This window comes from Planctomonas sp. JC2975 (assembly GCF_012985205.1).
Classification (GTDB): domain Bacteria; phylum Actinomycetota; class Actinomycetes; order Actinomycetales; family Microbacteriaceae; genus Humibacter.
This window is the reverse complement of sequence record NZ_JABEKS010000001.1, coordinates 1,944,628-1,961,640: the sequence shown is the minus strand read 5'-3', so window position 1 is coordinate 1,961,640 and position 17,013 is coordinate 1,944,628. Positions and strand designations below refer to the sequence as shown.

The following is a 17,013-nucleotide window of genomic DNA, read 5'->3' as shown; positions in this document are numbered from 1 at the left end:
GTCGGCATCGGGGGGTGCACACGTGCGACTGCGTTCGTGGACAATGCGGGTGGCGACGATCGTCGGGGTCGTCGCTCTCACGCTCAGTGGAGCCTTGATCGGGACGGCGCCCGCAGCCGCGGCCGATCCCGATGCGGCGTTCCAGATCACCAAGGAAGTGGTCGGTACGCAGACCACGTTCCAACCGGGCGACACGTTCCAGTACCGCATCACCGTTTCGTGCAGTTCGACGACGGTCGGCGGCTGCGTCAACGCGAACGTCGCGGACGAGTTGCCGGCTCCGCTCGTGCTCAATCCGAATGCCAGCCCGCAGGTCACCGCGTCGCTCTCGTCCGGTGGACCGGTCAGCGTGAGCTACGCCGGTTCGACCGGCTTCGTCGTGACGCCAACAGAAGGCTGGACCTACAACGGGACGCCTGAGACCGGCATGATCGCCGGCAATCAGGTCATCATCACGGTCTCTGCGCAAGTGCCCACCGATGTGCCGGGCACATACAACGGCGAGACCATCACGAACACCGCAACGGCGAACGCCGACAACGCGCCGAGCAAGAACGGGACGGCGGATGTCACGCTGAACGTGCCGACGACGCTTGACGCCGGCATGAGCAAGAACGCTTCGGTCAGCACGATCCCGGCCGTGCCGGGGCGACCGGTCGACTGGACGCTGACGCCAAGTAACCAGTCGAACCAGAACGTCGACACGATCGTCGTGCAGGATCCCGTCGACCCTGCCAATCCGCCCACGAACCTCCAGTACCTCGACTTCAGCGGTGCCCCGGACATCACACCTCCTCCGACCACGACGAGCACTGACATCGAGTATCTGGTGAACGGCACGTGGACCACGACGGCCCCTGTGCCCCCGGACACGCCGGAGGGCATCCGCGTCACCTTCCACGGCACGTACGCGCCCGGCGCCTCAGGGAAGGTCGTCATCCATTCGACCACCAACGACCAGGTCACGACTATCCCCGAGGGCGATTCGGTCACGATCCACAACGACGCCAGCACCATCGTGCAGAAGAACGGAGAGTCCAGTGACCCGGCGACCGACAGCGCAGACGTGACCATGTCTGCGAACGCGCCGGACGTGTCGATCACCAAGTCGTTCGACGACACGACGCTGTTGTCTGGGCAAGCCGCGACGGCCGACGTGAAGGCGACAGTGGGGGCGCAGGATGTCGAGTCCCTGACGATCAACGAACCCACGGCGGGACAGCCGGGCTTCAGCGAGCAGGGACTCACGTTCACCGGATTCGGCAGCAACCTCACGTGGCCGGTAGCGGCCACCGAGGCGACGATCACGTACACATACACCGATTGCGCGTCCACCACCGACTCGACGACGGCGGTGAACACGCTGCCGGATCCGCAGTCCGGCTGCACGGTCGACGGATTCAGCGTGACGTACGAGTCGCCGGGCACCGACGGCATCGAATCCGGCACGTACGCGGAGATCCCGATCGACGTCACGGCCAACCGGGTCGTCACGGTGAAATCGAGCACGAACTTCGTCGACACCTCCGTCACGAACACCGAGGACCAGACGGGCACCGCGGACACGAAGGCGGACTTCACCATCTCGCCGCTGACTGTCGACACCGAGGTGACCAAGAAGATGACGCCGTCCCAGATCTACGGCGTCCCTGGAACCACGGCCACGATCTCACTCACCGGCAAGGTGTCGGACGACTCGTCGGTGGGCTCCAACACTCTCGTCATCTCCGACCCGAACAGCCCGGGGACGGACACGACGGGATTCTGGAACCAGTTCACGGCTGACAACGTGCAGACGGACATCCCCAATTGCTCCACCCTCACCGTGAACTACTGGTCCGTGTCTCAGGGAAAGTACGTGACGTTCCCGGGTGCCAGCGGCATCGAGGGGCCGGTGCAGAATTACACGTACACCGTTCCGGCCGACCTGAAGTCCGACATCGGCGGCATCCAGTTCGTGTTTTTGCCGAGCACGGCAAGCGGATGCGCCGACACACTGCCGCCCGGATTCAATGTGACCCCGACCATAGGCGTCGAGACGACGCAGACCAACGACACTCCGGTCACCGTCGACAACGGCGTCTGCAGCAAGGTCGCCAACCCGAACGCGGTGCGCTCGCCGCAGACGGCGTGCGCGGACGCCAGCATCGACATCATCCCGATCAACGGCGGCGGCACGGGGCCGCAGCTCGTGGACAAGGCATGGACGCAGGACACGGTCCCTGCGCTCTCCGGCGAGGATCGCACCACGCGGATCGGCTGGTCGACCTCCGGCCTGAATCTGAAATCGATGGCGATCAGCGATCCGGCATCGCTCGGCGAGCTGACCGATGTCTCCACGAGCGTCTTCGACGCGTGGAACCTCAAGCAGATCGCGCCGATCACCACGGCCGATGATCCGCAGATCGCACAGGACGTGATCAGCGAGGTGAGCCTCTACGAGGACGGCGCGTGGGTGGACATCACGGCTCAGGCCTGCGCGAGCGGCTGCACGGGTCAGTTCGGCGGCTACACCCTCAGCGGGGCTCAGCAACAGGCGGCCACTGGCCTGAGGTTCGTCTATTCGGAGCGCACTGCCGGGGCGGGCGTCGGGTCGTCGTACGACTTCTCGCGTCCACTGAACCTGGTGTGGACCCTTCGCGACACGCTTCGCAGCAATCCCACGCAGTACGTGCTCGGCACCGAGCACACGTACACATACAACACGGGTGATCCGGGCGTCGTGAACAACACGGTGCAGGGCGATGGCACGTTGCAGGACGACAGCGTGTACACCTCGTCGGCGAACGACACGATCACGATCACGGACTCGCCTGTCAACGTCGAACTGTCCAAGTCGTTCGACCAGGCCGACCTCGGCCTGCCACAGGAGGGAACGGACCAGTCCGACTATCCGCTCATCTCCTCGACGATGACCGGCACCAACAACACTGCAGGCAAGATCTCGTCGATGGTCATCTCCGATCCGTCCGCGAGCCAGGCAGCGCCAACCGTCTTCGACACGCTGAACCTCTACTCGATCGACACGGTCACCCCGCCTCCCGGTGCCACGGCCGACGATACGACTGTCACCCTGGCCGGCGGCACCGCGGCCGGCACTTACACACTGGCTGACGCCCAGGCGTTGTCGCCAACGGACCTGTCCACCGTGACGGGCATCCAGGTGTCGTTCGGCACGCCCGACGGAGCCCCGATCATCAACACGGCAGCACAAGGCATCGTGGGGCTCACGTGGCAGCTGCGATCGACCTATCGCTCGTCGGGGCTGCCGATGCAGCCGACGAACGGCAACGCCGTCGAGAACGACGCACACGTGCAAGTGGACAGCCCCGACCGCATCCCGTGCACCGACCCGCCGAGCGGGTTCTGCAGTTCCGGCGAGGCCGACGCCAACGCGTCGTTCAACATCGTCGAAGCGAACTACACCGTCACGACCCAGAAGTCGATCGACCCGCCGACCATGACCGAGGACGTCACGCCTCCCAACTACACCTCGACTCTGGTGTCGCAGCCCGACGGGAACGCCCGCACCATCCTGATGACGACGACTGATGACACGCCGACGTTCTGGAACACCATGGACTACACCGGAGCGTCCATCTCGGTGCCCGTTCCGGTGAACGAGGTGCGGATGGATGTGCTCACGGACGACCCGGCCAACGGCAAGACGATCACCTGGGCCGTCGTGGCCGGCCAGCTCGTGGCATCCTGCAACGGCACCATCGTCACGCAGACCTCCGCGTGTTGGACGACGGGTGAGTGGGTGTCGTCCACCGGAACGGTCACGTTCGACCTGCCGAACGGGGTGTCAGCATCGCAAGTAGTCGGGGTGCGCTTCGAGGCGCGCGAACTCGTGGACGGCACGCCTGTGCAGTGGGAGCGGCCGTACAACCCGAAGCTCAGCTATTCGCTGAGCACGATGCGGCGGGAGTTCACGCGCAGCGATCCGAGCCTGCTGGTCGGCACTGACCGTCCCGACCTGCAGCCGAACCCCGGCGAGACTCAGCTCGGCATCATCACGAATACGGTGCGCTCGCACGGCGACGCCCAGTTCGGTCCGGGGGAGAGCTTCACTGACGACTCATCGGCAACAGCGACCACCCTCGTGCAGCACCTCGTGAATTCCGTCAAGGTGACGAAGACGAGAGGATCGGCGGCGCTGCTCGACGCGAACGGTTCGATCCCGTACGTCTTCACCGTCACGAACACCGGCCAATGGGACATGACGGGGCTGACGGTCACCGACCAGATCACGCCGTTAGTGGGGAACCCGGCGCAGTCGCCGGTGATTGAGCCGACACCGCCCGCCTACACGTTCACTCTCATGGGACCGAACGGCGAGATCGGAGACACGACGGGCTTCTCCGCGCATCTCGACGAGTCGACCGGGATCATCACCGTGACGACACCCGACGACTTCGTCTTCGTGCACGGGTGGACGTTGACGGTGGGTGCTCCACTGCTGTTCCGCCCCGGGCTCGATCCGGACACTGTGATCCACAACACGGTGACGGCGACGTCTGATCGTCTCTTCGAGACGTGTCAGTCGACGACGACCGACATGGTGCCCAATCCGGACACCCACAACGTGGCAGACTGCGCGGCGGACACGACCGTAGCGCCGGCGGCCAGCTCCGTCGTCTCGATGAAGAAGTGGGTCAAGGGCGACAGCGCAGGGGATCCCGCCGATCCGAGCCAGGACGACCTCGGCGTGCTCAACGTCGCAGGCACCGGCGCCGACGAGTGCAGCACATCCACTGACGACTTCTACAGCTACCCGTGCGCACCGATCACTCGACCCGGCGGCAACGAGACCTGGAAGCTCGACTTCACCAATTCGGGCAATGCGAACGCCCGCGTGATCGCGGCCGTGGACACGTTGCCTGCGGTGGGTGACCAGGGCGTGATCGTGCCGGGAGGCCGTGGATCGCAGTTCGCGACCACGCTGGTAGGAAGCGTCGAGGCGAATCTCGATCCTCTGGCGACGCTGACCGCGTACTACTCGACGCAGGTGCTCAGCCAGGACTGCAACGAGAACGCGATCAGGGTCTACACCGATCAGACGTCGACGGATCCGGCGTGCGACTTCGGCTGGACGGCGTTCGACTCCAGCACCCCGGAGTCGGAGCTCGCTGCGGCGCGGAGCGTCGAGTTCGTCGTGACCTACCCGGAGACCCCGTTCGGCTCGGGGCTGCGCCCTGGCTCGACGCTCTCGATCTCCTTCGACACGCGCACGCCGTCGGTCCTTCCCAAGGAGTCGGCGGTCCCGTCGGGCGAGCCGATCGCGTACAACTCCTTCGCGGGCGCGTCTCGGACGGTCGCGACGGTGTCCCAGCCGGAGCATGGAGAATTGCCGGCCGAGCCGCAGCGCGTCGCCGTCGCCACAGCGACCGGACAGCTGCAGATGGTGAAGGAGGTGAACGCCCCCGACTTCTCGGGCGACGTGAACCTGCCGAACTCGTATCCGATGCTGGTCACGTGCACGTCGAACGGGCAGGCTGTCGATCTGATGTTCGCCGACGGCAGCGACGCGAGCCGCCCCAGTGTGCCGTCGGACGGCAGCGTGTTCGTCTACGACAACACGACGGGACCGGTCAACCTGCCGCTCTTCGCGAGTTGCACGGTCGTCGAGGATCCGGCGATTCCCGGCGATACCGCGACCGTGAGTCCGACGACGCCGCTGACCGCTGACCGCGACGTCAGCACGAACGACCAGGTGGATCATCCGTACGTCGGCACTCCGGATGAGGCGCGTTTCACCATCTCGAACACCTTCACGGCTGGGGGCTTCACGGTGAGCAAGGCCGTGGACAACGGCGGTGCGGAGAACCAGGACGGTGATGCGATCGTCTACGACCAGGCATTCACGTTCACCGCATCCTGCACGTATCTGGGGCAGGAGGCCGTGACCGCCGCCGACCAGACGTTCACCCTGCACGATGGCGAGTCCAAGGCGTTCACTGGAATCCCGACCGGAGCAGAGTGCACCGTGACAGAGACGGACGACGGCGGAGCCGGGTCCACCGACATCACGTTGACGACGGGCGGCGACACATCGACCACGACTGGATCCTCGACTCAGTTCACGGTCGGCGACGGGAACGCGACCATCACGACGGCCGCGTTCACCAACCACATGACGGTCGGTTCGGTGAGCATCACGAAGGTCATCACCGGATCGGGTGCCGCGGATTACGGGCAGGGACCGTTCACGTTCCACACGACGTGCACACTGGACGGTGCCGACCCGAACACGGTTTACGACGAGACGTTCCAGCTGTCGCCGCCTGACGACCTCACCAAGACGATCGACAACCTGCCGACTGGGGCATCCTGCACGACGGAAGAGACCGACTTCGCCGGCGCACAGACGCACAACGTGACCCCGGACTCCGTCACCGTCGGTGACGGCGACACGCAGACCTTCACGGCCACTAACGACTTCCAGACCGGTGCGCTGAACATCCACAAGATCATCGACGGCGATGGCGCAGCGACCTGGGGCCAAGGACCGTTCGAGGTGAGCGTGGCCTGCATGTACAACGGCTCGCCGGTCAGCATTCCCGGCGGCGCCACCCGCGAACTCTCGTCGGCCGGCAACTGGGAGGCGTCATACGATCCGCTTCCGATCGGTGCGGTCTGCGACATCTCCGAGATCGACGACCAGGGGGCGACGAGCACCACGATCACGGATGCCGACGGCAACGAGGTCAGCGAGGTGACGATCACCAGTCAGACGACGCCGCTACAGCTCACGGTGACGAACACGTTCGACGTGGGCAGCATCCAGGTCGACAAGGTCATCGCCGGCGCCTCCGGCGGGAGCCACGTCGGTGACACCTTCCAGATTCTTGCCACGTGCACGTATCAGGGAGAGACCATCACGGTGCCGGGCGGCGCGGCACGTGAACTCACCGTGGGTACGCCGGTGGTCTACGACGACCTTCCGATCGGAACGGTGTGCAGCATCACGGAGACCGACGATTCCGGTGCCGTCGCCTCGATTGTGGTTCCGCAGAGCGTGACCGTCACCTCAAATGGGACCGATGACACCGTCCAGGTGCACGTGATCAACGCCTACACGGTCGGCGGATTCACCGTGACGAAGACGGTCGATTCGGATGCCGTGGACCGCAACGGCGATCCGCTCGTGTACGACCAGGCGTTCACATTCGCCGCGTCGTGCACGTACAACGGCGTGTCCACCCTGGACACGACCTTCAGCATCACGGATGGCGGGTCGCAGTCCTTCTCTGATCTGCCGACGGATTCGGTGTGCACCGTGACCGAGACCGACGATGGCGGTGCCGGTTCGACCGACATCACCCTCAACCAGACCGGCCAACCGCCGGTCAGCTCGTCTGGCGACAGCGTGCAATTCGCGATCGGGGTCCGCATCATCTCCGTCACGACCGTCGCGTTCACGAACACCATGACGGCGGGGTCGCTGGATCTGCTGAAGGTCGTCAATGGCGCGGGCGCTGCCACCTGGGGCGCCGGACCGTTCACGCTGCACGTGCTGTGCACCTATTCGGGAGCGGATCCGAACATCGTCTACTCGAACGACGTCGTACTCGGTGGTGACGATCCGCTGGAGACCACGATCGACGGACTGCCGACGGGCGCCACGTGCATCGTTACCGAACCGGATGCGGCCGGCGCGCAGAACACCACGATCGATCCGCACGTCGTGACGATCGGCGCCGAGGACACGGTGAGCGTCACCGTCACGAACACGTTCACGATCGGTCAGATCGTCGTCTCGAAGAAGGTGGACGGGCCCGGTGCGTCTGAGCACCAGAACGACACGTTCGGTGTGCACCTGGCGTGCACCTGGAACGGTGGCGCGATCGCCATTCCGGGAGGTGCGGACCGCTCGCTGACGGTGGCGGATCCCGTCACGTACTCCGACCTGCCGGTGGGCGCGGAGTGCGTCGTGAGCGAGACCGATACCGGTGGTGCCCTCCAGGTGCAGATGACTCCGGCGACCGAGGGCAACGTGCAGACGTCATCCGTCACGGTCGGCGACGGCACAGCTGTGCAGGTGGTCGTGACGAACTCGTTCGATCCCACGTCGTCCTGGCTGGCCGGCACGGGTTCGAGTCTGGTGCCGGCGCTGATCACCGCGATCGGCCTGCTCGTCGCCGGTCTCGGGATCGCGCTCGCCGGCATCCTGCGCCGCCGCCGGGCCTGAGGCCTGCCCGTCCCCGAAAGTGAACGAGTCCGGCCGCGAGGGTGCGCTCGATGATGACCGTGCGCACGCTGAAGCCGACTACCCCGCTCTTCCGTGGTACGGATTCCGCTTCGGATGCCCGCACTCGTCTCCGTTCACCCCCGTGGGGCGATAAGAGGGGGCACTCTCTGTTCGTGAGACGGCGGTCGGCTTACCGTGACCACGACTCACGATGTCCAGGGGAGGAACGATGTCGAAGAAGTTCAATGGCACGATCAAGCTCGATGTTCGAGATTCGGTCGCGGACTGGACGCCGTACGAGCAGTCGCGGGCCAGAGACGGCGCGCCGAACGTGCTGGTCGTTCTGTATGACGACACCGGTATGGCGTCCTGGTCGCCGTATGGCGGTCGCATCAATATGCCGACGCTCGATCGGCTCGCGAAGAACGGGCTGACCTACACGCAGTGGCACACGACTGCATTGTGCTCACCGACCCGCTCCACATTCCTCACCGGCCGCAACCATCACGCCAACGGCATGGGCAACATCATGGAAGGCACCAACGGCTTCCCGGGCTTTTCGGGGCAGATCCCGGAGGAGTGCGCGACGATCGGACAGATCCTCCAGAAGAACGGCTATTCGACGTTCTGGATCGGCAAGGACCACAACGTCCCGGAGCAGGATGTCTCGACCGGCGGCAGCAAGGAGCAGTGGCCGCTCTCGCAGGGCTTCGATCGCTTCTACGGGTTCCTCGGTGGGGAGACGAACAACTGGTACCCCGACCTTGTGGAGGACAACCATTTCATCGAGCCGCCATACTCACCGGAAGACGGCTACCACCTCTCGAGGGACCTCGCAGACCAGACGATCAGACTGCTGCGCGACCAGAACGCTTCGAACCCGTCGAAACCTTGGTACACCTGGTTCTGCCCGGGGGCGAACCACGCGCCGCACCATGCGCCCAAGGAGTACATCGACAAGTACAAGGGTGTGTTCGATGACGGCTACGACGCCTACCGCACGTGGGTGCTCGCCCGCATGATCGAGAGAGGCATCCTGCCTGAAGGCACTGCGCTCACGCCCTTCAACCCGATGCCGGAGGACGAAGCCAACCCGGCCGACTACGTCAAGCCGTGGGATTCGCTCTCCGACGACGAGAAGCGGCTCTTCAGCCGAATGGCCGAGGTGTTCGCGGGATTCAGCGAATACACGGATTCGCAGGTGGGCCGCATCATCGACTATCTGGAGGAGACCGGCCAACTCGACAACACGCTGATCTTCTATTGCGCAGACAACGGGGCGTCCGGTGAGGGATCGCCGGACGGATCGGTCAACGAGAACAAGTTCTTCAACGGGTTCCCCGACGACCTCAAGGAGAACCTCGACAAGATCGGCGTACTGGGCGGACCCGAGACGTACAACCACTACCCGACGGGATGGGCGGCTTCGTTCTCGACGCCGTTCCAGATGTTCAAGCGCTACTCGCAATTCTCCGGTGGCACGTGCGATCCGATGATCATCCACTGGCCGGCAGGCATCAAGGCCAGGGGCGAGGTCCGGCATCAGTACCATCACTCGACCGACATCGTCGCAACCGTGCTCGACGTCGTCGGCATCGAGATGCCGACGGTGTTCCGCGGTGTCGAGCAGCGCCCGCTCGACGGCATCTCCATGCGGTACTCCTTCGATGCGGAGCCCGACGGCCCGACGCAGAAGAAGGTCCAGTACTTCGCCATGCTCGGAACTCGCGGCATCTGGAAGGACGGCTGGAAGGCGGCCGCCATCCACGCCCCGCTCACCGGCCACGGTCGCTTCGACGAAGACCGGTGGGAGCTGTACCACGTCGATGTCGACCGCTCCGAGTCCAAGGATCTTGCGGCGGAGCATCCCGAGAAGCTCAAGGAGCTCATCGATGCCTGGTTCGAAGAGGCGGAGAAGAACCACGTTCTGCCGCTCGACGATCGGTCGGCGCGCGACCAGTTGACGATCGAACGCCCGCAGGATGAGCCGCCGCGAACACGGTACGTCTACTTTCCCGACACGACGGCGGTGTCCGAAAGCATCGCGGTCAACGTTCGTGGTCGGTCGTTCAAGATCATCGCGGACGTCATTCTCGAGGAGAACGCTCAGGGGGTGCTGTTCGCACACGGATCGCGCTTCGGTGGCCACTCGCTGTTCATCAGGGACGGCAAACTCAACTACGTGTACAACTTCCTCGGCATCCCGCCGGAGCAGACATACACGTCCGAGGCGCTGACCCCCGGAGCGCACGCACTCGGCGTCGAGTTCATCAGGGAGAGCGCGGGCCAGCACGGCGAGTCTGTCGGTACGTGCAAGCTCTATGTCGACGACACCGTCGTCGCGGAGGGTCCGATGCGCGCCCAGATCGGCAAGTTCACCCTCGCAGGAGATGGTTTGTGCATCGGCTACGACAGCGGCGACGCTGTCAGCAGCCAGTACTCCGACGGCTGTCCCTTCACAGGCGGCAAACTGCTCGGCGTGGGTGTGGACGTCAGCGGCGAGCAGTACCTCGACCTCGAGCTCGAGGCGCTCGCGGCACTCGCCCGCGAATAGCCCTGACGCACGGATGCCCGAGTCTCGCGAGACCCGGGCATCCGCATGTCAGTCGGGCGTTCCGCCTCCCGAACGTGCCCGTTTCTCCTCCCGAGGGTGCGCGTTTCGCCTCCCGAGGGTGCGCGTTCATACAAGCCGAAATGCACAAATGTGCCGGACGAGCGCCTCAGCGATCAGGCGGCGTACGCGCGCAGGAAGGCGTCGACCGTCGCACTGACATGAGCGGCGATCTCCCTCTGCGATGGCAGCTCGCCGGCGAGCAGGGCTCTGTCCTGGAACGGCCCGGTCAGCGAGTACGTGAGCTGCGCAGATGCCTCGTGCGGCTCGGCGACGTCGAGCTCGCCGGCCTTCGCCATCCGCTCGAGATGTGCAGCGATGAGCTCGACGGTGGAAGCCGGGCCGTTTCGCCAGAACTCGGCGACCTGGCGGGGGAAGGCGGATGCCTGTGCAACCGCCAGCCGACGCAGGCTGAGCACTTCGGGGCGCAGCACGCCGTTCACGATCGAGGTGCCGAGGCCGATGAAACGCTCGCGCGGCGTTCCGTCGCCCTCGAGTCCTTTCGCGGTTCGGGCGAACACCGCTGACAACTCCTCAGTGATCGCCTCGAGGAGTGCGATCAGCAGCGCGTCCTTGTCGGTGAAGTTGCTGTAGACCGTGGCCTTGGAGACGCCGGCCGCGCCGGCGATCGCATCGATGGACGTTGCGGCGAAGCCGTCCCGCAGGAACAGCTCGCGGGCCGCCGCCAGGATCTCTGCCGACTTGCGTGCTCGCATCCGCCTGCCCTTCCGCCTTGATCTCCCGCGGATGTTCGCCTGCTCCGATCGTGGACGTGTGCTTGCCCGACCGCTCACCTATGCGAAACCGCACTGACTCTTGACCATCCGTCGAAGCCAGCCTAGCATCAATCAAAACTGAACCGCTCAGTTTGGATTGACGTGAATCAGGAAGTGATCGAGATGGCTTCGTCGCAGAACGATACGTCTGCAGAGTCGATCGCCGGCGCGACGCGGATCGACTGCACGCCGGAGGCGCGAATCACCAAGTCCCTGCTCGGATACGGCGTGATCGTCGGCCCGTTCTACGTACTCGTGTCCGTGATCCAGGGGCTTCTGACGCCGGGTTTCGACTTCGCGAGGGACAGCTGGAGCCTCCTCTCGCTCGGTCCGGCCGGATGGGTGCACGTCACCGTGTTCGTGCTCACCGGCCTGATGCTGATCGGGGCGGCGATCGGACTGCACCGTCACATCACGGCCGGTCCCGCGCGCACGGCATGGGTGTACCTGGTCGTGTACGGCGTTCTGCTGATGGGTGCCGGAGCGCTCCAACCGGATGCCGCCGACGCCGCCTTCACGTGGCACGGGGCCATGCATCTGCTGTGCGGCGGTCTCGGTTTCATCGCCTTCGCGGTGTGGTCGTTCCTCGTCGCCCGCAGGCTTGCTGCGCGCTCGCGACGGCTTGCCGTGCTCAGCGCCGCGGTCGGCGCGTTCCTGCTCGTCGGCTCCGTGTGCATTGCAGCCGGTTCCGGATCGGTCACCGCGAACCTCGTGTTCACGCTGGCGGTCGTCGTGTCGTGGGCGTGGCTGTCCATCGTGTCCGTGATCTTCTACCGCGAAGCCGCGGTCGAGGGACGCATCGAGGTGCCGGTGCGCTGAACCGCGGGTGTGCGGACGAAGCGCCCCGGACCCAAGTGCGATCTTGGGGTTCGGGGCGCACCCTCGGGCGGAAGAACGGGCACCCTCGGGCAGAGGAACCCGCACCTTCGGGCGGAAGAACGCGCACCCTCAGGCGGAGGAACCCGCACCCTCAGGCGGAGGAACGGGCACCCTCGGGCGGGGGAAAGGGCACTCTCTGGGAGTGCCGGCGGGCGTCAGGGGCGCAGGAATTCGCGGATGGCGCCCGCCAATGCTGCTGCGTGCACATCGTGAGCCTGGCCGGGGAGCACTGCGAACGCGCCGTTGCGTGCGGCGTCCGCCACTCCCCGAGCCCCGTACAGCAACATGTCCGGGCTCGCTCCTCCCGCCAGCGCCAGCACGGGAGCCGTGATGTCCGCGACGAGGTCTGTCGGGATCCGGCTGTCGCCCATCACGGCGTCGTCATACGCGAGGGTCTGCGCGATGCCGGTCATGCCTTGCCACGCAGGCGACTGCTGCATGCCCGCGATGGCCTGCTCGGGCATCCCGACGCGTGCGAGGAACAGGGTGACGGCTCGGTCGCGGTCGCCTGCGGCGAGGGCCTCGCGGAGTGCCTCGGTGTAAGCGCGCGCCCCATCGGTGAGCGGTTCGGGCATGAACGGCGGCTCGTAGACGACCACACCGCGGATGCGGTCGCCGAGGCGAGCGGCGGCGCGGAGCGTCAATGCGGCCCCCGACGACATGCCGAGCAGGGCCGGGGCGGCGCACGCCGTGCCGGTGGACTCCAGCAGAACGTCGAGCAGCGAGTCGAGGTCGTCGAGTTCGCGGTCGACGTCGTACGGAGCCGTGTCGCCACTCTCGCCCCGACCGCGCCGGTCATACATGAGCACCGTGAAGTCGTCGTTCAGCTGCGTGCAGAGCGGACGCATCGGCCCCGAATCCCTGAAGCACATCGCCCCGTCGATCAGGATCACGCCGGGTCCGTCGCCGTGCGCTTCGTAGGCGATGGCCGTTCCGTCGGCGGAGCGCACAGCGGTGAGTGAGGTCTCGGACATCCTTCGTTCCTTTCGTCGGGGGAGTCGACTCGTCAAGCGGTTCGCGTCATGCCGCGCTGGACAGGAGCTCCGTCAGCTGGTCCAGTGCTGCCGTGAAGCCCGCTTCGACACCGTTCGCGACGGCATTGTCGCGCTCCAACGGAGAGACGAAGACGAGCCGAACGTCCAGACGGGTACCGTCGGGGTCGGGCGTGAGCGTCAGTGTCCCGACGGCGGCGGGACGGTCGTGCACGACGCTGCCTGCGGCATCCGATCCGGTCTCCGCGTAGACGATGCGGGAGTCCGGAACGATCTCGCGGTACACAGCGCGGCTCCAGTGCTGCGCGCCGTCGCTCGACGCGAGACGGTAGTGCCAGATGCCGCCGACCGTGAAGTCGACGGTGCACTCCACCACACGGCAGTTCGGCGGTCCCCACCAGCGCATGAGGTGCTCGGGCTCCGACAGCGCCCGGAAGACGGTCGGCGCGTTCGCCGGAAGCACGCGAGAGAGCCGGATGCCAGCGGCATCCCGCTGCTCGGTCGTCGCGTTCGCGTTCATGCGTGTTCCTCCTCGGCGCTCGCTGCTCTGCGCGTCGCGCGGCCGGGTCGTGGCGCCGGTCCAGCCGCCGCCGGATCCGCGCTGCCCAGACCCGCGAGGTAGTCGTTCAGATTGTCGAGGCTGCCTGCCCAGATGCTCTCGTAGCGGCGAGCCCATTCGTGGAGGTCTTGGAATCCGGATGGCTCCAGCCGGCACAAGCGTCGCTGAGCATCGCGGCGACGCGAGATGAGGCCGGCGTTCTCGAGCACGGTCAGGTGTTTCGACATCGCGGGAGTCGCAACTCCCAGACGGGAGGCGAGCTCCCCGACGGTCGTCTCGTCGCTCTGCAGGGCGTCGACGATCCGACGGCGTGTGGGATCCGCGAGCGCGGAGAAGACGGCCCCGATGCCGGAGTCGACCTCTGTGACGTTCTTTCCTGTCGCGGAAATTTCCATATGAGGAAAATACGACGAAGATCGCGCGAAATCAAGGGATGATGTGCACCGTTAGGGCGCGACCATGCCGGGGCGCATAGTCTTCACGCCACCGCAACGGCCCTGGGGCCACAGCCGTGAACGGTCACGGTGGGACAAGCGGGAATCCTGGAGGCGAAGTGACCCGAACACTCGGCCGCCAGGATTCCCTATGGCGCTCCCGGGAACGCACCGTTTCGCCTCTCCTGCAGGCAGAACCTGTTGTCGAGAGTGCTGGATGCCACGTCCAGGAGCAACTCCAACCTACCGCATTTCGTGTACCCCGTTCGTGGGGGTATTGACAATTCGGCGGGGCGGTGGATGACGAAATGCGGCCCGATCAGGTGTTCGCTTCGATGAGCGGGCGCGAGTCGCCTTCCCGAACGCCTCGCGCCCGCTCATCGCGTTTCAACTCGACGCGCAGACGGATCCGCGCGGTGCGCACCTTCCGCAGGCGCGGCAGCAGCCCGCGAGCCAGAGCCCCAGCCCTGGCGACGGCCGTCGACGAGCTCGGTGCTGCCACCACGACCACCGCGCCGATGACGTGCGAGGCACGATCGGTGCGCACGCCCGTCACGCCCTCCGAAGCCTGGAGCAGGGGGACGAGCTGACGGCGGAGCATCCTGAATTCGGGCCCCGGAAAGTCCGTGGCGCTGAATTCGATCGCTGCTGCGTAGTCGGGCATGCCGCACATCCTGCGCGGGGGTGTTCGGTGCGACCTATGCCGTGCTTGTGATGCACGTCTGACTACCTCCGCCGGCTGGGCTCGTGGCGGTGCCGAAGGTCGACGGGCTGTCAGGGGCGCGCATAGCGGCGGGTGAAGGCGCTGAGCAGGCGACCGGGGACCGTGACAGGGGAGGCCGAGCGGATGGCGTGCACCGTGGCATCCAGCTCCTCCGGCGCGAAGTAGCCCTCGAAGCGGTACGCCCGCACGCGCTCCACGATGTCGTCGGCGGTGAGCTCCGGATGGAACTGAGTGGCGTAGAGGTTGTTTTTGATGCGGAACGCCTGGATCGGACACCTGGTCCCCGTTGCGAGCAGCGTGGCATCGGCAGGCAACTCGGCGACCGCCTCCTTGTGTCCGACCCAGGCGTGGAACGGCGACGGGATTCCGGCGAACAGCGGATCGCGCATGCCGGCCTCCGTGAGTGTCACCTCGACGGCGTCGACCTCCTCGCCGAACGTGCGGTCGATCACTGCGCCCTCGTGCACGCCGAGCGTGCCGACCCCGTAGCAGGCGCCGAAGAACGGGAAGTCGGCGGCAACGATCCGATCGAGCAGCTGCGACATCTCGAACTCGACGCGCACCTGAGTCTCGCTCTTCGAGCTCTGCAGGTCGCTGGCGTTGAAGGGACTGCCGCCGACGAACACGCCGGAGTAGTCGTCGAGGTCCAGCTCGGGCATCGGATCGCGCTCGAGGCGGATGCGCACCAGCTCCTCAGCCGCGAGCCCGCCGAACGTGCGGAACGCCCGATACTCCGCGTCGGCGATCGGGTCGTCGAAGCGCGTGGCGATCAGGACGAAGGGGCGCACGGCATCCAGCGTGGCACGGATGGGTGCGACGCGGTATGGCCGCTCCTGGGGCGGCTAGCGTCCGTACGCCTCACGCAGAAGTTGCGACAGCACGTGGGTGCCGAGCGCGTGCATGCGCGGGTTGTCGTCCGACGCGGTGGCGAGCGCGGTGCCCATGCAGAGCGCCCAGCCGCGGGCACGGAGCCAGGTGGCGGCATCCGCGGCTCCGGACTCCGGCTCGGATGCGTCGGTCACCACCGCGCGGAACACCCGTCGCGCTTCAGGGCCGAACGTGAGCCATGCGGTCGCGAGATCGGTGGCCGGATCGCCCGCCGTCAGATCGCCGAAGTCGATGACGGCGGCGAGGTCTCCTCGATCGTCGAGCAGCAGGTTTCCGGGATGCAGGTCGCCATGCAGCCAGATCGGCACTCCGTGCCAACGCGGTGCGCTCAGGGATTCCTCCCACAGCTCGCCAAGGGCGGTGATGTCCCAGAGGCGCTGCAGTTCCCACAGGCGTTCGCGCACCGCGCGGTCGCGCGAGGCGAGCGGAACGCCACGCACCGGATTGAGCGGCACATCCGGATGCAGCATGCCATTCGGCGTATGAGGCGCAGGAGTGTGAAGCGCCGAGACGAAGCGCGCGAGGGGGACAGCGAGGGGCGTGCGTTCGGATGCCGTGGCATCCGCTGCGTCAATCCCCTCCACCCAGCGAACGACGCTCCACGGCCAGCGGAACCGCTCGCTGGGTGCGCCGACCCGCACGGGTACCGGAACCGGCACGGGGAGTGCGCCCGCGAGGAACGGCAGCCACCGCTGCTCGTGTGCGATGAGGTGGGCGGCGACGTCGCGGCGGGGCATCCGCACGGCGAGCTCGTCGCCGAGTCGGAAGATGACGTTGTCCCAGCCGTTGGCGACCAGGCGCAGGTCGCCAGTCAGGTCGGGGTGCTGCTCGGAAAGCAGCGCGTGCACGAGGCTTTCGTCGACATGGATGTCAGCTGCGGGGGTCTGCATGGCCGTCCCAGGCTAGCCGCCTCGCACTCCGGCCGGTCGTCGGCACCGCTTGCTGAGCTTGTCGAA

At 66.2% G+C, this 17,013-nt stretch carries 10 protein-coding genes; 3 read left to right on the top strand and 7 right to left on the bottom strand.

Annotated features, from left to right (window positions below; translation table 11 throughout):
• Positions 1-49: 49 nt before the first annotated feature.
• Both HII28_RS08795 and HII28_RS08790 read left to right on the top strand, forming a co-directional pair.
• The gene (locus HII28_RS08795; RefSeq protein WP_170025059.1) at positions 50-8,194 is read left to right on the top strand and encodes a DUF5979 domain-containing protein; all 8,145 of its coding nucleotides are present in this window, start codon (positions 50-52) and stop codon (positions 8,192-8,194) included.
• A 229-nt stretch (positions 8,195-8,423) separates the two neighbouring features.
• The gene (locus HII28_RS08790; RefSeq protein ID WP_170025058.1) at positions 8,424-10,748 is read left to right on the top strand and encodes an arylsulfatase; all 2,325 of its coding nucleotides are present in this window, start codon (positions 8,424-8,426) and stop codon (positions 10,746-10,748) included.
• A 173-nt stretch (positions 10,749-10,921) separates the two neighbouring features.
• Here the strand turns inward: HII28_RS08790 and HII28_RS08785 are convergent, their stop codons facing one another.
• Complete coding sequence (locus HII28_RS08785; RefSeq protein WP_170025057.1) at positions 10,922-11,521, bottom strand: TetR/AcrR family transcriptional regulator; 600 nt, start codon at positions 11,519-11,521, stop codon at positions 10,922-10,924.
• 162 nt (positions 11,522-11,683) lie between these two features.
• On the opposite strand from HII28_RS08785, the gene HII28_RS08780 reads away from it, so the two are divergent.
• Positions 11,684-12,400: a DUF998 domain-containing protein gene (locus tag HII28_RS08780; protein ID WP_170025056.1), complete on the top strand. Its 717-nt coding sequence runs from the start codon at positions 11,684-11,686 to the stop codon at positions 12,398-12,400.
• Positions 12,401-12,615: 215 nt separating this feature from the next.
• Here HII28_RS08780 and HII28_RS08775 read toward each other — a convergent pair whose 3' ends face one another.
• The 6 genes from HII28_RS08775 to HII28_RS08750 all read right to left on the bottom strand — a co-directional run bounded on the left by HII28_RS08775 (position 12,616) and on the right by HII28_RS08750 (position 16,947).
• The gene (locus HII28_RS08775) at positions 12,616-13,434 is read right to left on the bottom strand and encodes an alpha/beta hydrolase (protein ID WP_170025055.1); all 819 of its coding nucleotides are present in this window, start codon (positions 13,432-13,434) and stop codon (positions 12,616-12,618) included.
• Positions 13,435-13,480: 46 nt separating this feature from the next.
• Positions 13,481-13,972, bottom strand: coding sequence for an SRPBCC domain-containing protein (locus HII28_RS08770; protein WP_170025054.1), 492 nt, complete (start codon positions 13,970-13,972; stop codon positions 13,481-13,483).
• A complete protein-coding gene (locus HII28_RS08765; protein WP_170025053.1) occupies positions 13,969-14,406 on the bottom strand; it encodes a metalloregulator ArsR/SmtB family transcription factor in 438 nt (145 codons plus the stop codon). The genes HII28_RS08770 and HII28_RS08765 overlap by 4 nt, the downstream gene beginning before the upstream one ends.
• Positions 14,407-14,764: 358 nt before the next feature.
• Positions 14,765-15,109 carry a hypothetical protein gene (locus HII28_RS08760; RefSeq protein ID WP_170025052.1) on the bottom strand — a complete coding sequence of 115 codons (345 nt, stop codon included), beginning with the start codon at positions 15,107-15,109 and terminating at the stop codon, positions 14,765-14,767.
• 110 nt (positions 15,110-15,219) lie between these two features.
• Complete coding sequence (locus HII28_RS08755; protein ID WP_170025051.1) at positions 15,220-15,957, bottom strand: glutamine amidotransferase; 738 nt, start codon at positions 15,955-15,957, stop codon at positions 15,220-15,222.
• Between the two features lie 54 nt (positions 15,958-16,011).
• Entirely contained in the window at positions 16,012-16,947 is a 936-nt protein-coding gene (locus HII28_RS08750) for an aminoglycoside phosphotransferase family protein (protein WP_170025050.1), read from the bottom strand.
• Positions 16,948-17,013: the final 66 nt, after the last annotated feature.

What these genes read in the sequence shown, in the direction of transcription:
- HII28_RS08775 (WP_170025055.1), bottom strand. Translation starts at nt 13,434, where the DNA reads ATGTCCGAGACCTCACTCACCGCTGTGCGCTCCGCCGACGGAACGGCC.
- HII28_RS08750 (WP_170025050.1), bottom strand. Translation starts at nt 16,947, where the DNA reads ATGCAGACCCCCGCAGCTGACATCCATGTCGACGAAAGCCTCGTGCAC.
- HII28_RS08770 (WP_170025054.1), bottom strand. Translation starts at nt 13,972, where the DNA reads ATGAACGCGAACGCGACGACCGAGCAGCGGGATGCCGCTGGCATCCGG.
- HII28_RS08765 (WP_170025053.1), bottom strand. Translation starts at nt 14,406, where the DNA reads ATGGAAATTTCCGCGACAGGAAAGAACGTCACAGAGGTCGACTCCGGC.
- HII28_RS08785 (WP_170025057.1), bottom strand. Translation starts at nt 11,521, where the DNA reads ATGCGAGCACGCAAGTCGGCAGAGATCCTGGCGGCGGCCCGCGAGCTG.
- HII28_RS08790 (WP_170025058.1), top strand. Translation starts at nt 8,424, where the DNA reads ATGTCGAAGAAGTTCAATGGCACGATCAAGCTCGATGTTCGAGATTCG.
- HII28_RS08760 (WP_170025052.1), bottom strand. Translation starts at nt 15,109, where the DNA reads ATGCCCGACTACGCAGCAGCGATCGAATTCAGCGCCACGGACTTTCCG.